13 protein-coding genes and 1 pseudogene are annotated in these 15176 nt (G+C 72.0%); 4 read left to right on the top strand and 10 right to left on the bottom strand.

Annotation, left to right across the window (positions count from 1 at the left end; all coding sequences use genetic code 11):
- Positions 1-46: 46 nt before the first annotated feature.
- The 5 genes from mrdA to GKE56_RS02270 all read right to left on the bottom strand — a co-directional run bounded on the left by mrdA (position 47) and on the right by GKE56_RS02270 (position 5761).
- Positions 47-2038, bottom strand: coding sequence for a penicillin-binding protein 2 (gene mrdA, locus GKE56_RS02285; RefSeq protein ID WP_230209129.1), 1992 nt, complete (start codon positions 2036-2038; stop codon positions 47-49).
- Positions 2039-2045: 7 nt separating this feature from the next.
- Positions 2046-2537: a rod shape-determining protein MreD gene (mreD, locus tag GKE56_RS17135; RefSeq protein WP_230209128.1), complete on the bottom strand. Its 492-nt coding sequence runs from the start codon at positions 2535-2537 to the stop codon at positions 2046-2048.
- Between the two features lie 11 nt (positions 2538-2548).
- A complete protein-coding gene (gene mreC, locus GKE56_RS02280) occupies positions 2549-3358 on the bottom strand; it encodes a rod shape-determining protein MreC (protein WP_154683175.1) in 810 nt (269 codons plus the stop codon).
- Between the two features lie 2 nt (positions 3359-3360).
- A complete protein-coding gene (locus GKE56_RS02275; RefSeq protein ID WP_154683174.1) occupies positions 3361-4374 on the bottom strand; it encodes a rod shape-determining protein in 1014 nt (337 codons plus the stop codon).
- A gap of 109 nt (positions 4375-4483) precedes the next feature.
- Positions 4484-5761 carry an MFS transporter gene (locus GKE56_RS02270; protein WP_154683173.1) on the bottom strand — a complete coding sequence of 426 codons (1278 nt, stop codon included), beginning with the start codon at positions 5759-5761 and terminating at the stop codon, positions 4484-4486.
- Between the two features lie 68 nt (positions 5762-5829).
- Between GKE56_RS02270 and GKE56_RS02265 the strand changes: the two genes are divergently transcribed.
- Positions 5830-6348, top strand: coding sequence for a MarR family winged helix-turn-helix transcriptional regulator (locus GKE56_RS02265; RefSeq protein WP_154683172.1), 519 nt, complete (start codon positions 5830-5832; stop codon positions 6346-6348).
- A 36-nt stretch (positions 6349-6384) separates the two neighbouring features.
- Here the strand turns inward: GKE56_RS02265 and ndk are convergent, their stop codons facing one another.
- A complete protein-coding gene (gene ndk, locus GKE56_RS02260) occupies positions 6385-6813 on the bottom strand; it encodes a nucleoside-diphosphate kinase (protein WP_154683171.1) in 429 nt (142 codons plus the stop codon).
- Between the two features lie 10 nt (positions 6814-6823).
- A complete protein-coding gene (locus tag GKE56_RS02255) occupies positions 6824-7216 on the bottom strand; it encodes a DUF4233 domain-containing protein (RefSeq protein WP_154683170.1) in 393 nt (130 codons plus the stop codon).
- Positions 7217-7325: 109 nt separating this feature from the next.
- Between GKE56_RS02255 and GKE56_RS17765 the strand changes: the two genes are divergently transcribed.
- Positions 7326-7460 (top strand): hypothetical protein, encoded by a 135-nt coding sequence (locus GKE56_RS17765; protein ID WP_255424974.1) that lies wholly within the window; start codon positions 7326-7328, stop codon positions 7458-7460.
- On the opposite strand, the gene GKE56_RS02250 is transcribed toward GKE56_RS17765, so the two are convergent.
- Both GKE56_RS02250 and ileS read right to left on the bottom strand, forming a co-directional pair.
- Entirely contained in the window at positions 7457-8845 is a 1389-nt protein-coding gene (locus tag GKE56_RS02250) for a folylpolyglutamate synthase/dihydrofolate synthase family protein (protein WP_154683169.1), read from the bottom strand. The genes GKE56_RS17765 and GKE56_RS02250 overlap by 4 nt on opposite strands.
- Before the next feature lie 125 nt (positions 8846-8970).
- A pseudogene (ileS, locus tag GKE56_RS02245) lies at positions 8971-12253 on the bottom strand (isoleucine--tRNA ligase).
- A gap of 269 nt (positions 12254-12522) precedes the next feature.
- On the opposite strand from ileS, the gene GKE56_RS02240 reads away from it, so the two are divergent.
- Positions 12523-13878, top strand: coding sequence for an FAD-binding oxidoreductase (locus GKE56_RS02240; protein ID WP_154683168.1), 1356 nt, complete (start codon positions 12523-12525; stop codon positions 13876-13878).
- Between the two features lie 9 nt (positions 13879-13887).
- Positions 13888-14424, top strand: coding sequence for an NUDIX hydrolase family protein (locus tag GKE56_RS02235; RefSeq protein ID WP_154683167.1), 537 nt, complete (start codon positions 13888-13890; stop codon positions 14422-14424).
- A gap of 3 nt (positions 14425-14427) precedes the next feature.
- Here GKE56_RS02235 and GKE56_RS02230 read toward each other — a convergent pair whose 3' ends face one another.
- Positions 14428-15171: a 1-acyl-sn-glycerol-3-phosphate acyltransferase gene (locus tag GKE56_RS02230; protein WP_154683166.1), complete on the bottom strand. Its 744-nt coding sequence runs from the start codon at positions 15169-15171 to the stop codon at positions 14428-14430.
- Positions 15172-15176: the final 5 nt, after the last annotated feature.

Genomic DNA, 15176 nt, shown 5'->3' with positions numbered 1-15176 from the left:
ACTGCCGCCCGGCCCCTCCCGCGCCGGTGCCCGCCCGTCGCCGACGCTACCGGAGCGTGCGGAGCACGTCGTAGATCTGACGGGCCGCCGGCGCCGCCACCGCTCCCCCGGTCCCGCCCTGGGAGATGACGACGGCGACGGCATACCTGGGGTGGGTGGCGGGGGCGTAGGACACGAACCACGCGGTGTCGCGCGCCCCGAAAGCCTCGGCCGTCCCCGTCTTGCCCGCCACCGGCCACTGCGCCAGGGGGAAGCCGGCGAACGCGGCCTGCGCCGTCCCGCGGGCCACCACCCCCTGCAGGGCCTGGTGGAGGAACGGCAGCGTGCCGGCAGGGAAGGCCACGGTGTCCGCCGGCACGGGTGCGACGCGCTCCAGCACACCCCCGGGAGCCGCGAACCCGCGCGCGAGCTGCGGCGTCCACAGCGTCCCCCCGTTGGCGATCGCGGCATACAGGCGCGCCATCTGCAGCGGGGTGACCCCGATGTCGCCCTGCCCGATCGCGAAGTTGACCGCATCGCCAGCCCGGAACGCGAACCCGCTCGCGCAGTTCTCCACGGCGAGACCCTTGAGGTATGCCGCGCGGCGGGGGTCGGTGCGGGCCACCTCGGGGTAGCCGGCTGCGGCCCGGTGGCAGGTCTGGGCGCGGGTGTCGTTCCACGTCGCCCGCTTCCACACGCGGCCCGGGATGCGTCCCGAGCGCTCGCCGGGCAGGTCGACGCCGGTGGGCGCGCCGAGGCCGAACGCCTTGGCCGTCGTGACGAACGGGTCGCCCGCATCGGAGGTCGCGCTGAGCCCGCCCTGCGCCAGCCACGAGCGGTACGCGAAGTCGTAGAAGATCGTGTCGCACGAGACCTCGATGGCCTTGAGGAGCGAGATCCGCCCGTACGCCCGCGACTCGTAGTTCGCGAACGTGCGGTTCCCGACCCGTGAGCTTGCCGTGCAGTCGTAGCCGCCGCTCAGGGAGTTCCCCGCCCGCACTGCGGCAGGCAGGCTCACGACCTTGAATGTCGACGCGGGTGGGTACACAGCGGCCGTCGCGCGGTCGATCAGGGGCGTGCCGGCGCCGGGGCCGGTCAGCGCGGTGAGGGCCTGCTCGCTGATGCCGCCGGTCCACACATCCGGGTCGTATGCCGGGTAGCTCGCCGCCGCGAGCACCCCACCGGTCGTGGTGTCCAGGACGACGGCCGCGCCGCCGTCCGCGGGGTAGCCGTGGTGGCGGGCGCTCGTGACCGCTCGCCGCAGCGCCGCCTCGGCGGCAGCCTGGACGCGGACGTCGAGGTTGGTGACCAGGTCGCGCCCCCGGACGGGAGGGACCTGCGAGACCTGCCCGGTCACGACACCGCGGGGGTCGACGGCCACCGTGGTGCGACCGGGCGTGCCGCGCAGCTGGGCGTCGTACTGCTCCTCGAGACCAGCCCGGCCCACGAGGTCGAGGTCCCCGATCGCCCCGTGCGATGCGGCGACGTCCTGCGAGGTGGAGCGGGCCAGGTAGCCCAACACCTGCGCGGCGTTGACCGTGGCCTGCTGCGGGTACTCGCGCACGGGAGACGCGAGCACGGAGATCCCCGGGTAGAGGTCGGGACGCTCGGCGAGGCTGAGCGCCCGGGTCGGGTCGGCTCCGGACAGGAGGGGAACTGGCAGGTAGGCCGAACCACCCCAGCAGGCCGGCGCCGGCGCCGCCCCGGCAGTGCCGCACAGGAAGGTGCGTGCCCAGAGGCGCTCGAACGGAACCCCGAGGACCACAGCCACGCGTCGGACGAGCCCACGACCGCCGTCTGCGGAGTCCGCGAGGACCCGGCGGTCGACGGTCACCACGGTCTCGCTGGTGTTGTCGACCAGGGCGACCCCGTTGCGGTCGAGAATCCGACCGCGCAGCGCGGGCGTGACGACGGTGCGGGTGTTCACGGTCTGGGCCGCGCGCAGGTACGCACTGCGGTCACCGACCTGCACCTGCCCCAGACGCCCGACGAGCACGCCCATCAGCGTGAGGACGGCGAAACCCAACACCCACACGCGGGCCGGGTGGGTCCGCCTCACCGGCGTCTCACCGCCGCCTCCGGCCCGCGACCGACTGCTCCACCCAGACCAGCGGCGGGACGGCGATGGCGCACAGCGCTGCCGACCACAGGACCCCCAGCCCCGTGGCAGTGGGGTCGACGGCCGCGCCCGACACGACGGCGACCACCACCCGACCGGTCCCGAGGGCCACCGCGCTGGCCGCGCCGACGAGCGCGACCCAGCCCCAGGGCGTCGGGCCTTCGCGGCGGCCGGTGCCGGCGAGCAGGCCGACCGCGGCATACAGCAGGGCGCTGGTGCCCAGGACGGACGGACCGGGTGGCAGCAGGTCGACGAGCCAGCCGGCGCCGAGCCCCACGAGCCCGCCGCGGGACGGGCCGCCCAGCAACGCACCCGCGACCACGACCGGCAGCACCAGGTCCGGCACGGTGTCGGGGGTGTGGACCGCGATGGTGACGCTCAGCAGGGCAGCGACGAGCAGCATCAGGGCGCGCAGGGCGACGACACGGGGTACGGACACCACGGACACGTTCACCGGCCGGCCGTCAGCGCCGGTCGCGGGGTCCGCGGAGGGGGCGCCGTGAGGACGCCCACCACGTCGAGTGTGGTCACATCCACAGCCGGGCGCACGGCCGCGCCCGGAGCGAGGTCCCCCGGCGAGTCGTCCACCGTCGCGACCGTGCCGACCGGCAGCCCGGGCGGGAACGGCACCCCGCCAACGCTGCCCATGGTCGTCACGACGTCGCCCGGTGCCACGGTGCCCCGTTGCACGAGGGTCAGGCCCAGCTCGCCGGCGGGTCGGGGGTGCGGGCCACGGGCCCCGCTTCCCACCGAGCCGAGGGTGCCGGCGGCACCCACCCGCACGCCGACGACCAGATCCGCACTCCCGACGAGCAGGACGTCGGCGGTCCACGGCGACACGGCCACGACCCGGCCCACGACGCCTGCCGCGCTGACGACACACAGGTCCGGGTGGATGCCGTCACGGGACCCGGCGTCGATGGTGACGCGCTCCGGGCCCGAGGCCCCCTGCCGGCCCACCGCGATGACGCGAGCCGGGACCACCGTTCCACCCGCGATGGCCGGCATTCCGAGGAGCTGACGGAGCTGGGGCCCGGCAACCGACTCCTGCGCGAGCCGCGCGGTGTCGACCACCGACCTCAGGGGCGCGGCATCAGCCGGTCGCCCAGGGGCGAGGACCCGTTCCAGCGGACCGAACACGGCGCCCCCGGCCACGCGCAGCGCCCCGGGCCCGGGACCGCCAGCCAGGTCGACAAGCATGAGCACGAGCGTGGCGGCGAGCAGGGTGCCGAGCAGGTGACGGCGAGACGGTCGGGGCATGCTCAGAACCGGCGGGAGTCGACCAGGACCCGCTCGAGCGTGGCGAACTCCTCGATGCAGCGCCCCGACCCGCGCACCACCGCGCGCAACGGGTCGTCGGCCACGGACACGGGGACGCCCAGCTCGTGGCGCAGCCGCTCGTCCAGGCCACGCAGGAGCGCGCCGCCTCCGGTCAGGGTGATGCCCCGGTCGAGGATGTCGCCCGCGAGCTCGGGTGGACAGACGTCCAGGGTCGCGCGCACCAGGTCGACGATCTGCAGCACCGGACCCTCGATCGCGCGGCGGACCTCCTGGCTCGAGATGGTGACGGTCTTGGGCAACCCGGTGACCAGGTCGCGCCCGCGCACCCTGGTGCTGGTCTCCTCGCGCAGCGGGAAGGCCGAGCCGACGGCGACCTTGATGTCCTCGGCGCTGCGTTCGCCGACGAGCAGGGAGTACTCGGTCTTGACGTGGGCGACCACGGCGTCGTCGATCTCGTCTCCGCCCACGCGCACCGAGCGTGAGGTGACGATGCCGCCCAGGCTGATCACGGCGACGTCGGTCGTGCCCCCACCGATGTCGACCACCATGGACGCCGCGGTCTCGTTCACGGGCAGGTCAGCGCCGATCGCCGCTGCCATGGGCTCCTCGATGACGTAGACCCGCCGCGCGCCGGACCGCACCGCGGCCTCCTCGAGGGCCCGCCGCTCGACGCCGGTCACCTCGCTCGGCACGCAGACGACCATGCGCGGGCGCACCAGCCGCGACGGCCGTACCTGGTCGACGAAGTACCGCAGCATCCGCTCGGTCACGTCGGCATCCGAGATCACGCCGTCCTGCAGGGGCCGGATCGCCCGCACGTGCCCCGGCGTGCGGCCGAGCATCTCCTTGGCGAGGGTGCCCGCCGCGACCAACCGGCCGGTCGCGACATCGACGGCCACCACCGAGGGCTCGTCGAGCACCACCCCGCGGCCGCGCTCGTAGACGAGGGTGTTGGCGGTTCCGAGGTCGATCGCGAGGTCCCTGCCGAGTGACATCCAGCCTCGTCGTGCCCCACCGCCGCTCACGTCGGCGATGCTACGCGCGGGCCGCCCGCTCGCCCGGCTGCCGCGCGGAGTGTCGGTATGCCGGTCCCGCATCCTCGCCTCAGGCGGCGAGGGCGGCGTCGACGGGGCTCGGCACCGAGGACCGGGTGGCCCGCATCGCGACCCGCAGGCGCCAGGCGGCGAGGACGGCCACCAGGCTGATGAGCACGTGCACCCCGATGAACAGGCTCCCGAAACCGGCACCGAGGATCACGCCCGCGACCAGCGGTCCGACCGCGGAGAAGCCCGTCTGCAGGGCGGTGAACAGCCCCAGGGTGGTGCCGACCAGGCCGCTGGGCGCGAGGCTGGCAGTGAGCGGGTTGAGCACGGGGGCGTACATCGTCTCGCCGACCGCGAACACGCCGAAGCTCGTCACGAACAGGACCGCCGCCAGCTCGGGCGCGAACGACGCCGCGGCGAGGACGAGCCAGGACGCGGTCCAGATCACGCCGACCCACATCAGCAGCGTGGCACCGCTGCGGCGGGCGGTGAGCTTCACGACGAGCATCTGCAGGACGATGATGACCACGCAGTTGACCGCCGCCGCGAGCCCGATGGTCGTCTCCTTGACGTCGAGGATCGTCAGCGCGTACGCGGGCAGCCCGGACTCGAACTGGGCGTAGAAGCCGAGCGCCAGCGTGACGGTGATCAGCGCGGTCCAGCGCAGTGCCGGCACGGACCAGATCGCCCGGACCGCGGCCCGTGGGCTCGCGGCCTGGAGCCGACCGGACGGCGCGAGGTCACCGAGGTCGCCGGCCTCCGCGGCGTCGTCCGCCGCCGGCATACCCCACCGACGCAGGCCGGCCACGACGAGCAGGACACCGGAGGCCACGAACCCCACCGCCGCGGCGGCGAATGCGGGCCACATGCCGCTCGGGCGGTGCAGGTTGACGACGTAGCCCGCGACGAACGCGCCGACGGCCATGCCGAGGGCCTGACCGGTGAACTGCCAGGCGAACACCCGCCGCCGGTCGGAGCCGCCCACCCAGCGCAGGACCAGGACGGACTGGGCCGGAGCCGCCGCGGTGATGCCGAGGCCGAAGACGAACATGCCGGCCAGGAACGCCACGGGGCCGTTCGCCCAGATCAGGGATGCCGCGCCCGCGGCAGCGACCGCCTTGGCCACCACCGCGACGACGACCGGCGACACGCGGTCCGCCAGCCGCCCGCCGATCGGGGCCGCCAACAGGGCGCCCACCGAGAACAGGCTGGACGCCGCCGCGGCGACCAGCGAGCCCCAGCCGCGGGTTGAGGCGGCATAGGCGTACTGGTAGGGCAGCACGGTGCCCCAGCCGAGCATGGCCACGGCAGAGGCGAGGATGAGCAGACGGGCACGCATGATCAGATCAACAGTTCTTCGGTTTCGAATATTTCGACTTCGAAATCTTACCATGCGAAGATGACGGCATGTCGGCCGCGAAACGCAAACCCAGTGCGCAGCAGCAGTACCAGGACGCGGTCGCGGCCTACGTCGCCGCAGGTGGCGAGGAGTCGGTGCAGCGGGTCATCACCGCCGTGTTCTCCCTCACGCGCAAGCTCGACCAGTGGTACAACCGGCAGCTGGCCGACCTCGACATCTCCCACGGCGAGTGGTCGGTGCTCGCCCACCTCGCGACGGCCGGGGACCAGCCCGTCACGCCGAGCAAGCTCGCCGACGTGACGAACGTGGCAGCGTCCTCGATGACCCACCGCCTGGACCGCATGGCCGAGCGTGCCCTGGTGCGCCGCGCGCCCGACCCGGGCAACCGCACCCGCGTGCTCGTGGAGCTCACCGACAAGGGCTGGGAGCTGTTCGAGGCGGCCGTGCGCGAGGCGAACGTCGTCGAGTCCGACACGCTGGCCGGCCTGACGACGAAGGAGCGCGGCGACCTCGCCGCGCTCCTCGAAGTGGTGATCAGCGGGCTCGACGACCTCGAGACCGCCTGAGCCTCAGTGCTGGCTCAGGGCCGGCTCACTGCCGGCTCACAGCCCGGGGAACCAGATCGCGATCTCGCGGCTGGCCGAGTCTGGCGAGTCGGAGCCGTGCACGATGTTCTGCTGGACCTTCAGGCCCCAGTCCCGGCCCAGGTCGCCCCGGATGGTGCCGGGCAGGGCAGCCGTCGGGTCGGTGGCGCCGGCGAGGGCGCGGAACCCCTCGATGCAGCGGTGGCCCTCGATGACGACGGCAGCGACCTGGCCGCTCGACATGAACTCGACGAGAGGCTCGTAGAACGGCTTGCCCTCGTGCTCGGCATAGTGCTCGGCCAGCTGCTCGCGGGTCGGCGTGGTCACGGCGAGGGCAACCAGCGAGTACCCCTTCGCCTCGATGCGGCGCAGCACCTCCCCGGTGAGTCCACGGGAGAACCCGTCGGGCTTGACCAGGACCAGGGAACGCTCGATCTGTGTCGTCACGCCGGCCAGCCTACCGAGCGCCCGAGGCCCGCTCACGCGCAGCCACCTGGTCCTCGACGCGTTGGCAGAGCACGAGCGAGCCGACCCACAGGACCAGGAAGATCAGGCCCACCCCGAGCATGGCGGGCACGACGACCGCGCTCGCGAACGTCGCAGCCTGGATCACCCAGCCGAGGGTGACCCCCCAGGGCCGGCGCATCAGCCCGGCCGCGGCGACGCACAGCACCGCCAGCCCGACGCCCACCCACAACCACGCGTTGCCGCGCTGGTCACCGTTGGCGCTGGCCAGACCGCGGGCGACCAGGGCTCCGAGGAACACGACGACCCCTTGTCCGGCGAGCACCGTGGCGAGCATCCGCCAGGTGAACTTGCCGAGCGCGCCGTAGAACACCACGCCCCTCATCGTCCCGAACGCCTCGTCTGCCCAACCATGGAAGCGAGCGTATGCCGTGCCGCAGCAGGAGTACCGTCGGGTACGGAGCCATCCAGGCTTCCGACCAAGGGAATCAGCCATGACGGACAAATCACCCCGGCAACACCTGTCCAAGAAGGCCGGCAAGACCATCAAGGAAAAGCGCGCCGACAAGAACGCCAAGACCGAGGCCAAGAGCAGCCACCTCGACATCGGCCAGATGGGCAAGCGCTAGACCTCGCTGACGCCGAGCAGCATCCTGACCTCGGCGGCGGTGGTGACGGACCCGGTGGCGAGCACGCCCCCGCCGAGGCCGCCCTCGTCGGCGAGCCCGGCGGCCACGTCGAGCGCGTCGGGCAGGTCTGCCACCACGGTGACCCGGTCCTCGCCAAAGATCTCGATGGCCAGGTCGCCCAGCTCCTCGGGTCGCATCGCGCGCGGCGACGTGGTGCGCGACACCACGACGTGGTCGAGGACGGGCTCGAGGATCTCCAGCATCTCCGTGGCGTCCTTGTCCTTGAGGATCGCGATGACGCCGATGATCCGGGCGAAGGTGAAGGAGTCCTCGAGCGCGTCGCGCAGAGCGAGGGCCCCCGCCGGGTTGTGAGCCGCATCGACCAGGACCGTTGGTGAGCGGCGCACGACCTCGAGTCGGCCAGGCGATGCCGCCGTCGCCAGACCCGCCCGCACGAGGTCAGGGTCGAGGCGCTGCTCGCCACCGCCGAGGAATGCCTCCACCGCCGCGAGCGCCAGCACCGTGTTGTGTGCCTGGTGCGCGCCGTGCAGCGGCAGCATCAGCTCGTCGTACTCCCCCGCCAGCCCCCGGACCGAGAGCTGCTGGCCACCGACCGCCACCTCACGGGTCAGCAGCCCGAACTCGGTGTCCTCAAAGGCGATCCGCGCGCCGACCTCACCGGCCCGCTCAGCGAGGATCTGGGCGACCTCGGGCTCCTGGATGCCCGCCACCACGAGGGAGTCGGGCTTGATGATCCCCGACTTCTCGGTCGCGATCGACTCGACGTCGTGGCCGAGGAAGTGCTGGTGGTCCAGCGCGATCGGGGTTACCACGGCGACCGACCCGTCCGCGACGTTGGTGGCATCCCAGCTGCCACCGAGCCCGACCTCCACCACGGCGACGTCGACCGGGGCGTCCGCGAACGCGGCATACGCGATGGCGACGAGCACCTCGAAGTAGGTCATGAGGGGCCCGCCCTCGGCCACCGACCTGGCATCGACCATCTCCACGAAGGGCAGCACCTCGTCGTAGGCGTCGAGGAACTGCTCGGCACTGATCGACACGCCGGACAGCGCGATCCGCTCGCGCATGCTGTGCAGGTGCGGCGAGGTGAACCGCCCGGTCTTGAGCCCCAGCTCGCGCAGGAGCGAGTCGATGATGCGGGTCGTCGACGTCTTGCCGTTGGTGCCCGTGAGGTGGATGACGGGGAAGGTGCGCTGCGGGTCGCCGAGCAGCTCCATGACGGCCTGGATGCGGTCGAGGCTCGGCTGCAGGTCGTGCTCAGGAGCACGAGCCAGGATGGCTTCCTCGGCCAGGCGCATCCGCTTGAGGACCTCGAGGGTGCGCGCGGCCTCGCGCTGAGCGGCGTCGGGTGCGGGGGGCATGGCGTCCATCATCCACCACGCGACGGCCCTACCCCGTCGGCGGCCTCGTGGGCAGGACCTTCCGTGTGATCACCCGGACGACCCTGCCCACGACCGGTCAACCGGTCGGACAGACAGCGGTCCGGTCAGCGCCGCATCACCTTGATCCGCACCAGTTCGCCATCGCCGACGGTCGCCTCGGCGACATCGGAGCGCTGCGGAAGCGCCTCGAGCTGGGGGGCCGACCCGAACTGGGTCGCCAGCGTCTCCTCGACGATGAGCGCCTGGTGGGCGACCGTCGCCTCCCAGACCGCCTGCGAGCCGGTGACGGTCAGCGAGATCCGGTCGGACACGTCGAGCCCTGCGTCGCGCCTCGCCTGCTGCACGGCCCGGACGATGTCGCGGGCCAGCCCCTCCTGAGCGAGCTCGGGCGTGACCTCGGTGTCGAGCACGACGAACCCGCCGCCGGGGAGCATGGCCGTCGCCCTGGAGCCGCCCTGCTGCTCGGAGTCCACCACCGTCTCGAGGGCGTACTCCCCCGGCACGAGCTCGAGTCCGCCGGAGGTGACGGTGCCGTCCGCCGCCACCGACCAGTCACCGGACTTGCTGCCCTTGATGGCCTGCTGCACGTCGCGGCCCAGGCGCGGACCAGCGACGCGGGCGTTCACGGTGAGGCGCTGGGAGACCCCGAAGTCGGCCTCGCTCGCCTCGGTGATGTCGCGCAGGGTCACGGTGCGCACGTTGACCTCGTCGGCCACGATCGCGCCGAAGTCCTTGAGCGACGCCGCGTCCGCCGTGACGACGGTGAGGTCCTGCAGGGGCAGCCGCACCCGGAGGCCGTTCGCCTTGCGCAGTGAGGATGCCGCCGAGCACACCTCGCGGGCACGGTCCATGCCGGCCACGAGCGCGTCGTCGCTGGGCAGGTCGGAGGCGTCGGGCCAGTCGGCGAGGTGCACCGAGCGGCTGCCGGTCAGCCCGCGCCAGATCTCCTCGGTGACGAGCGGCAGCAGCGGCGCCGTGACCCGGCAGACCACCTCGAGCGCGGTGTACAGGGTGTCGAAGGCCTGCTCCGCGCCCACGCCGTCACCGGTGTCCCAGAACCGCTCGCGCGAGCGGCGCACGTACCAGTTGGTGAGCACATCCAGGAAGCCCCGCGTGGTCTCGCACGCGCTCGCCACCTCGAAGTCGTCGAGCTGGTCCTGCATCGTCGTGATGAACTGGCCCAGCTTGGCCAGCAGGTAGCGGTCGAGCGGGTCCCGGGATGCCGTCGACCATTTCGCCTCGTAGCCAGCGGCGTTGGCGTACAACGAGAAGAAGTACCACGTGTTCCACAGCGGGATGATGACCTGGCGCACGCCGTCGCGGATCCCCCTGCTCGGTGACGACGAGGTTGCCACCGCGCAGGATCGGGCTCGACATGAGGAACCAGCGCATCGCATCGGCCCCGTCGCGGTTGAAGACGTCCCGCACGTCGGGGTAGTTGCGCAGCGACTTGGACATCTTCTGCCCGTCGGAGCCGAGCACGATCCCGTGGGAGACGCACGCCGAGAATGCGGGGCGGTCGAACAGCGCCGTCGCGAGGACGTGCAGGGTGTAGAACCAGCCGCGCGTCTGGCCGATGTACTCGACGATGAAGTCGCCCGGGAAGTGGTGCTCGAACCAGTCGGCGCTCTCGAACGGGTAGTGCACCTGCGCGAACGACATCGAGCCCGAGTCGAACCAGACGTCCATGACGTCCTCGACGCGGCGCATGGTCGACTGGCCGGTCGGGTCGTCGGGGTTGGGCCGCGTCAGCCGGTCGATGAAGGGCCGGTGCAGGTCGTCGACCTGCTGGCCGAAGTCGCGTTCCAGCTCGGCGAACGAGCCGTAGACGTCGATCCGCGGGTACTCCGGGTTGTCCGACTTCCACACCGGGATCGGGCTGCCCCAGAACCGGTTTCGCGAGATCGACCAGTCGCGGGCGTTCTCGAGCCACTTGCCGAACTGGCCGTGCTTGATGTGCTCCGGCACCCACTGGATCTGCTCGTTGAGCTCGACCATGCGGTCCTTGAACTTCGTGACCTCGACGAACCAGCTCGAGACCGCCTTGTAGATCAACGGCTGACGGCAGCGCCAGCAGTGCGGGTAGGAGTGGTCGTAGGTCTCGCGGCGCAGCAGCACCGTGCCCTCGGTGACCGCGCCGTGGGACTGCTCACCACGGGTGGCGGCCTTGAGGTCGTCGATGATCGGCAGGTTGGCGTCGAAGACGAGCAGGCCCTCGTACTCCGTGACCGGGAAGGTGAACTTCCCGTCAGGGCCCACGGGCATGACCGGCTCGATGCCCTCACGGTCGGTGACGATCTTGTCGTCCTCACCGAACGCCCCGGCACTGTGGACGAGCCCGGTGCCGTCGGAGGTCGTGACGAAGTCCGCCTCGACGACGCGGTGGGCGTTCTCGTGGCCCTCGTAGTACCGGAAAGGAGGCGTGTACGAACGCCCGAGCAGGTCGCGGCCCGTGAGCCGCTCCACGACGAACGAGTCGACGTCTGCCTGGGGGTCGCCGAAGAGGTCGCGCGCGTACGACGCCAGCCGCTCGGCCCCGATCACATAGCGTTCCGAGGCCCCGGTGGGCACGGAGGTCTCGACGACGACGTAGTCGATGTCGGGGTGCACCATGACCGCGAGGTTCGACGGCAGGGTCCACGGCGTGGTCGTCCACACCAGGGCCAGCTCACCGGTCGACAGCCGTACGCCCACCGTCACCGCCGGGTCCTGGCGCATCTGGTAGACGTCGTCGTCCATCCGCAGCTCGTGGTTCGACAGCGGCGTCTGGTCGTTCCAGCAGTAGGGCAGCACGCGGAAGCCCTCGTAGACGTACCCCTTGTCGTACAACGACTTGAACGCCCAGATGACGCTCTCCATGTAGTCCGGGTTGAGCGTCTTGTAGTCGTGGTCGAAGTCGACCCACCGCGCCTGCCGCGTGACGTACTCGCGCCACTCGTCGGTGTACTTCAGCACCGACTCGCGGCACTTGGCGTTGAACTCCTCGATGCCGAGCTCGAGGATCTCGTCCTTGGTCTTGATGCCGAGCTGGCTCATCGCCTCGAGCTCGGCGGGCAGCCCGTGGGTGTCCCACCCGAACCGCCGTTCGACCCGGCGTCCGCGCATCGTCTGGTAGCGCGGGATGAGGTCCTTGACGTAGCCGGTGAGCAGGTGGCCGTAGTGCGGCAGGCCGTTGGCGAACGGCGGCCCGTCGTAGAAGACGAACTCGTTCTCGCCGTCCACGCCGCTCGGCCGGTTCTCCACCGACGCGAGGAAGGTGCCGTCCTCGTCCCAGTACCGCAGGATCCGCTCCTCGATCTCGGGGAACCTCGGTGACGCGGGCACGCCGAAGGCAGCGCCCGAAACGTCGCTCGGAGCAGTGTCGCTGGAGACCTTGGGATAGGTCATGGTGTCGGCAGTCCTCACATCACTCGCGTGCACTCACGCGAGGACGACGTCGCCGGGACCTCCCGGCGCCACCGCGGTGCCACCTCGCTTGTCGCAGTCGCGCACCCGGGGGTGCCGCGGCATACGACCGCTCTTGCCCTGGGAGATGACGGACCCACCCGTCCGGTTCTAGTGAGGCCGCGCGAACGTGGCCCGTTCTTCCGGAGGCTCGCCGGTGATGGCCGGGTCGACGCCTGTGGCGCCAGTCTAGCGGCGCCTAGGGTGGGAAGGTGACCACGTTTCCGTCCAGCCTGGCCTCCCGCACGGTCAGCGACCCCGACGTGCTGGCCCGGTATGCCGTGGACGAGTCCCTGGGCGCGACCGCACCCGAGCACTTCGAGGTGGTGCGCGCCCGGGACCTCGACGACGTCGTCGAGGTGCTGCGCTGGGCCCAGGAGACGCGCACCCCGGTGGTGCCCCAGGGCGCCCGCAGCGGCCTCGCGGGCGGCTCGGTCGCGCTCGAGGGAGGGGTCGTGCTCAACCTCGAGGGCCTGGACAGCATCGTCGAGGTCGACCCGCTCGAGTCCCTCGCCGTCTGTGGGCCGGGGCCCGTCACCGCGGACCTCAAGGCCGCTGCCGCCGAGGCCGGGCTGTTCTACCCCCCGGATCCCGCGTCCTCGGGCTTCTGCACGATCGGCGGCAACGTCGCGACCAACGCGGGTGGCCTGTGTTGCGTCAAGTACGGGGTCACCGCCGACTACGTCAAGGCGCTGCAGGTGGTGCTGCCCGGTGGCGAGGTCATCCGCACGGGCCACCGCACGGCCAAGGGCGTCGCCGGGCTCGACCTCACCGGCCTCTTCGTGGGGTCCGAGGGCACGCTCGGGGTCGTCACCGAGGTGACCGTCCGGCTCGTGCCGGCGCCCGACCCCGCGCTCACCGCGCTGGCGACCTTCGACTCCCTCGACGCTGCGAGCCGCGGCATCGTCGCGCTGCGCCTCGAGCGCCACCGCCCGAGCCTGCTCGAGCTCCTCGACGGTCCCACCATCGCGGCGGTCCAGGCGATCGCCGACTTCGGTTTCCCGGTGGACTGCGCGGCGGCCCTGATCGTCCAGTCCGACCGGCCGGGGCACACGGCGCAGGACGCCCACCGGTATGCCGCGCTGCTCACCGAGGCCGGTGCGACCGACGTGGCGGTCGCCGACGACCCCCAGGAGAGCGAGGCGCTGCTCGCCGGGCGCCGGGCGCTGCACCACGCGCTCGTGGCCAAGGGCCCGCACTTCATCGAGGACGTCTGCGTGCCGGTCGGGCAGCTGACCGCGCTCATCGCCGCGGGCGGCGACATCTCGGCCCGGACCGGGGTGGAGATCACCATGTCGGGCCACGGCGGCGACGGGAACCTGCACCCGTCGCTGTTCTTCGACCCGCGCGAACCCGGCAGTCGCGAGCGCGCCGAGGCGGCGTTCGCCGAGCTCGTCGCGGTGGCTCTCGCGATGGGAGGCACGATCACGGGCGAGCACGGCGTCGGCTCGCTCAAGTCACGCTGGCTGCCCGACGAAGTGGGTGCGGCATCCATCGCCCGACAGCGGGCGCTCAAGGCGGTCTTCGACCCGCAGGGCATCCTCAACCCGGGTCGGGTCTACTGGTAGAACGGACGCATGACCCCGCTCGATCTGGAACGCAGTGAGTCCTGGCTGACGCGCGAGGAGCTCGATGCCGCCCGTGAGCGACTCCCGATCCTCTATGTCGACGCCGTCCCCGTCCGGGTCGACGAGCGGGGCGCTGTCACGACCGTCGGGTTGCTCCTGCGGGCGTCCGACGGCGCCATCAACCGCGAGCTCGTGTCGGGCCGGGTGCTCTACCACGAGCGAGTGCGCGACGCCGTGATCCGGCACCTCGAGAAGGACCTCGGGCCGATGTGCCTGCCCCAGGTGCCGGCCAGCCCCCAGCCGTTCACGGTCGCCGAGTACTTCCCCACCCCCGGGGTGACGCCGTACCACGACCCTCGTCAGCACGCCGTCGCGCTGGCCTTCGTGGTGCCCGTCGCGGGTGACTGCCAGCCGCAGCAGGACGCGCTCGACCTGGCCTGGCTGACCCCGCAGGAGGCCAGCGACCCGGCCCTGCTGCGCGAGATGGACGGCGGCCACGGCGCGTTGCTGCGGCAGGCCATGGCCCACCTCGGCCACGCCGTCTGAGCCTCAGGCCTGCGCGCGCCGGCGTCCCTCGGAGGCATCCAGTGCGTCGGCCTCCTCGAGCGTGGGAGCCGAACCGCCGAGCCGGGCGGGCAGCAGGTCGCGCTCGGCGTCCGGCCAGGCCGGGTAGCGCTCCTGGTCGGCGTGCAGCTGGGCCGCCATCGCCGTCCGGATGCGCTCGGTCGCCTCGGTGGGGTCCTCGTCGGGGCCTACGACGATGGGCTCCCCCACGGTGATGAGCAGGGGGATGCCGTGTCGGCCCATGCGGCGCGGGTGGCCCTTGGTCCAGACGCGTTGCGAGCCCCAGATCGTCGTCGGCAGCACGGGGACGCCTGCCTCCTGGGCGAGACGCACCACCCCGGACTTGAACGCCTTGAGCTCGAAGGACCGCGAGATGGTGGCCTCGGGGAAGACGCCGACGATCTCACCTGCGCGCAGCGCGGCGAGCGCCAGCCCGAAGGACTCCAAGCCCGCCCCCCGGTCGACGGGAATGTGATGCATGCCGGTCATCAGCGGTCGGGCCACGGGGTTGGACCAGATCGACTTCTTGGCCATGAACCGCACCAGGCGACCGGCCTTGACCCCGGCCAGCCCGGCATACGTGAAGTCGAAGTAGCCGGTGTGGTTGACCGCCATCACCGCACCCCCGGTGCGCGGCACGTTCTCGAGGCCACTGAGGGTCATCTTCAGGCCCTGGGCGGCGAACAGCAGGCGGGCGAACCCGATGACTGGGGTGTACACGGGTTCCATGACCT

Source organism: Nostocoides sp. HKS02 (genome assembly GCF_009707485.1).
GTDB lineage: Bacteria > Actinomycetota > Actinomycetes > Actinomycetales > Dermatophilaceae > Pedococcus.
The sequence above is the reverse complement of the archived record's forward strand: the minus strand, read 5'-3'. Positions and strand labels throughout refer to the sequence as shown.

Coding starts and splice junctions, on each gene's coding strand:
- mreC (WP_154683175.1), bottom strand. CDS start 3,358: ATGCCCCGACCGTCTCGCCGTCACCTGCTCGGCACCCTGCTCGCCGCC.
- GKE56_RS02275 (WP_154683174.1), bottom strand. CDS start 4,374: ATGTCACTCGGCAGGGACCTCGCGATCGACCTCGGAACCGCCAACACC.
- GKE56_RS02270 (WP_154683173.1), bottom strand. CDS start 5,761: ATGCGTGCCCGTCTGCTCATCCTCGCCTCTGCCGTGGCCATGCTCGGC.
- GKE56_RS02265 (WP_154683172.1), top strand. CDS start 5,830: ATGTCGGCCGCGAAACGCAAACCCAGTGCGCAGCAGCAGTACCAGGAC.
- GKE56_RS02255 (WP_154683170.1), bottom strand. CDS start 7,216: ATGAGGGGCGTGGTGTTCTACGGCGCGCTCGGCAAGTTCACCTGGCGG.
- GKE56_RS17765 (WP_255424974.1), top strand. CDS start 7,326: ATGACGGACAAATCACCCCGGCAACACCTGTCCAAGAAGGCCGGCAAG.
- GKE56_RS02250 (WP_154683169.1), bottom strand. CDS start 8,845: ATGCCCCCCGCACCCGACGCCGCTCAGCGCGAGGCCGCGCGCACCCTC.
- GKE56_RS02235 (WP_154683167.1), top strand. CDS start 13,888: ATGACCCCGCTCGATCTGGAACGCAGTGAGTCCTGGCTGACGCGCGAG.
- GKE56_RS02230 (WP_154683166.1), bottom strand. CDS start 15,171: ATGGAACCCGTGTACACCCCAGTCATCGGGTTCGCCCGCCTGCTGTTC.